The 2825-nt window shown below is 73.3% G+C and carries 4 protein-coding genes; 1 reads left to right on the forward strand and 3 read right to left on the reverse strand.

The features are described from left to right. Positions 1-216: hypothetical protein (locus tag SACPADRAFT_RS33450; protein WP_007027145.1), on the forward strand; the 216-nt coding region annotated here is incomplete at its 5' end. Here SACPADRAFT_RS33450 and SACPADRAFT_RS33455 read toward each other — a convergent pair. The 3 genes from SACPADRAFT_RS33455 to SACPADRAFT_RS29250 all read right to left on the reverse strand — a co-directional run. Further along, on the reverse strand, positions 187-870 hold the full coding sequence (locus SACPADRAFT_RS33455) for a hypothetical protein (protein ID WP_007027144.1): 684 nt from the start codon (positions 868-870) through the stop codon (positions 187-189). The genes SACPADRAFT_RS33450 and SACPADRAFT_RS33455 overlap by 30 nt on opposite strands. A 109-nt stretch (positions 871-979) precedes the next feature. Next, positions 980-2272, reverse strand: coding sequence for a 2-hydroxyacyl-CoA dehydratase family protein (locus SACPADRAFT_RS0221860; RefSeq protein ID WP_007027143.1), 1293 nt, complete (start codon positions 2270-2272; stop codon positions 980-982). After that, positions 2269-2825 (reverse strand): 2-hydroxyacyl-CoA dehydratase family protein (locus SACPADRAFT_RS29250; protein ID WP_040924699.1); only part of this gene is annotated, 557 nt, incomplete at its 5' end. The genes SACPADRAFT_RS0221860 and SACPADRAFT_RS29250, both read right to left, overlap by 4 nt.

The raw sequence follows: 2825 nt of genomic DNA on the forward strand, positions 1-2825 counted from the left end.
GGCCGGGTGCTGGTGCTGGGGTGGTCGACCGGGGTGGCGGCGGTCGAGGAGGTGCGCGGTGCCGCCGATACCGGGGCCTTCAGCACCACGGCGAGGGTCGCCTGTGCCACGCCCCGCGGCCTCGACCGGCCGACGTGGCCCGGGGACACCGGCTCGCTGCTGCACGGGTTCCTGGCGTGGGCCCGCTCACCGGCCGGAGAGGGCCAGGCGCAGTAGCAGCTCTTCGAGCACGTCGGGCGCCAGGACGACGCCGAGGCTCACCACGAACACCGGGGCGACGAGGCAGAGGATCCGGACCAGCTGCGTTTTCCTCGTGCGCGCGAGAAGGAACACCGCGCCGGTCGCCAGGACCGTGAACGAGATCAGGGGGAACTCTTCTCCGGCCAACCGGGGGCCGACCTCGACCAGAGTGGACGCCCACAGCAGGGTGAGCGCGACAGCGGTCGCGACCGCCGCCCACCAGGTGTCCCCGTCGATGTGGGAGAACACGGGTCCGAGGGCGACTCCCGCGCACACCGCGAGAACACACCACAGCACCAGGTCACCGGTGTTGACGCCGATCGGGGGGACGTCGGGATAGTAGCGGCCGTAGAAGACCGGCTTTCCGACGTAGAAGAGCACCACGGCGCCGACGAGTCCACCGACGGTGCGGACGATCGCCGTCCGGGTGTCGGTCCGTGCGCTCGCCACGACGGCCAGGGCGATCCACACCGTCAACGAGTGCGCGAACGGGTCGAGCGGATCGTGGTAGTAGCTGTAGGCGGCGAACACTCCGGTCGCCGCGCCGATCAGCCAGAAGACGACCGGCGACAGTACGGATCGGCACAGCATGCGTCCCGGTCGGCACGGTGTGGTCGACTGGTCGCTCATGGCGCCGACACCTCGATATCCCCAGCAGACGACGGTCGTCGTGGGCCTTTGTACCGTCGCTCCCGGTGCGGCACCGCGGCGGGGCCCGCGGGCCGGGTGATGAGCGCGGTCAGGCCCCCCGTCCGTCGGGCAGGACGCGGTGTTCCAGCCACTCGGCCACGGTGCGGGTCATCGTGGCCTGGTCGGTCGTGCGGGGGTCGACGTTGTCGGCGTGCAGTTCCAGCACCGGGATCCCGGCGTCCTCCAGGGCGCGGGTGGTGAAGTAGCCGCCGCGGGCGTCGTCGGAGACCAGGTGCACCACGCCGTCCACGCCGTGCGCGCGGGCCTCCTTCAGGTACCACTCCGTCGACCACGGTGGGGTGTAGAGCTGGTCGGAGAACGCGGCGAACCGGGCGGCCAGCGCGCGCAGCGGGTCGTCGCCGTAGCGGGCGTAGCCGTCCGCCGCGATCGCCAGGTACATCGACCACACGAACACCGCGCCGTACTCGCGCCGGAACCGTTCGTAGAAACCCATGTCGAACCACAGTCCCCGGCCGATCCACATCAGCCGGGCCCGCTCCGGGCGGCACACCGCCGCACCGGCGGCGATCCGGTCGGCGACCTCGTCGTGCAGCGCGCGGGCCGCGTCCCGCGCGTACCCGGTGCCCCGGTGCCACTGCGGCAGCATCACGGCCGGGACGTTCGCCGGCACGTCCACCGGGCACGGTCGGGCGGCGGCGATCAGGTCCCGGGTGCGACGGTTGTACTCCGCCTGTTCGTTCGCCAGCGCCATCACCTCGCGGAAGCGGGTCTCGCTGAACCGTCGGCCGGTGCGCTCCTCGAGCTTGCGGATCAGGCCGGTGAGTTCGCCGACGAGCAGGTCGATCCGGTCGGTGCCGACCGCGTCCTCCCAGTGCCACGGCATCCGCTCCCACCAGTGCGTCGGCACGTCGTGCGCCGCCGCGCTCTCCAGGGCGACGAACTCGGTGCCCGGGAACTCCTCCGCCCACACGTCGAACACCTTGCGGGTGGCGTCCCCGGTGGTCTCGGCGAGCACCAACGACGGCCGCGGCAGACCACCCCACGGGTCGGTGTCCGGGTCCGGGGCGAACAGGCCGCCCAGCGGGGCGGCGTTGTACTGCTCGATGTCGTCCGGGTAGCCGCGTTCGCGCAGCCGCTCCAGATACCCGGCCGCCCGCTGTTTCGCGGCGACGATCGAGGCCCACCACTGGTTCACCACGTACGGAATGCCCATCGTCCGCAGGATCTCGTGCGGCGTGTCCGCGTTGACCAGTGCGAACTCCCCGCCGGCCGCCGCGTGGGCCCGCAGGTCGTCGAAGAAGCGGCGTTGGTGGCGCTGCGCCGCCGTCGTCGCGGCGAGCCGGTCGGGACGCCGGTCGGAGTGGGGCTGGTCGGTCGTCATCGCCGTGCTCCCGTCGACGTGGTGAGTGCTTCGACGGCGGCGCGGAGGGCGGCCCCGGACACCCCGCCGTACGGCTGGTCCCGCAGCAGTGCCGACGGCAGGCCCGTCCCGGCCCGCTGGTGCGGGAAGTCCCACGGCGGTGCCGGGTCGTGCGCCCGGACATAGCCGAGCAGGGCCTGCGCGCCGCTCTCCGTGGCGGCCGCGGCGGTGTGCGCGGCGCGGCGGCGGATCGACGCGCTCGCCGCGGCGGGACCGGTGTCCTGGTAGCGCTCGGCCAGTGCCCACTCGTCCGTGCCGTCGACGCGTCGTTCGTGGAACTGCCCGCCCCGGTCGTGGTCCTCGCCGACCACGCACAGCCCCGCCGCCTCCAGCGCCGCGTACACGTCGGGGGTGTCGTGCCCGCTGCCGGTCAGAAAGGTGCGCACCCCGGGCACCCCCGCCGACGGCGTCCGGTGCGCCGCGTCGACGAGGTCGTCGACCAGCCCGGTCGCCTTCGCCACGGGCATCACGGTGGTGGCGGCCACGACCGTGAGCGCGTCCGTGCCGGACAGCC

Source organism: Saccharomonospora iraqiensis subsp. paurometabolica YIM 90007, assembly GCF_000231035.2.
GTDB classification, from domain to species: domain Bacteria; phylum Actinomycetota; class Actinomycetes; order Mycobacteriales; family Pseudonocardiaceae; genus Saccharomonospora; species Saccharomonospora paurometabolica.

Bases quoted from the DNA above. Each gene is read 5' to 3' on its own strand.
- SACPADRAFT_RS33455 (WP_007027144.1), bottom strand. From the start codon at position 870: ATGAGCGACCAGTCGACCACACCGTGCCGACCGGGACGCATGCTGTGC.
- SACPADRAFT_RS0221860 (WP_007027143.1), bottom strand. From the start codon at position 2,272: ATGACGACCGACCAGCCCCACTCCGACCGGCGTCCCGACCGGCTCGCC.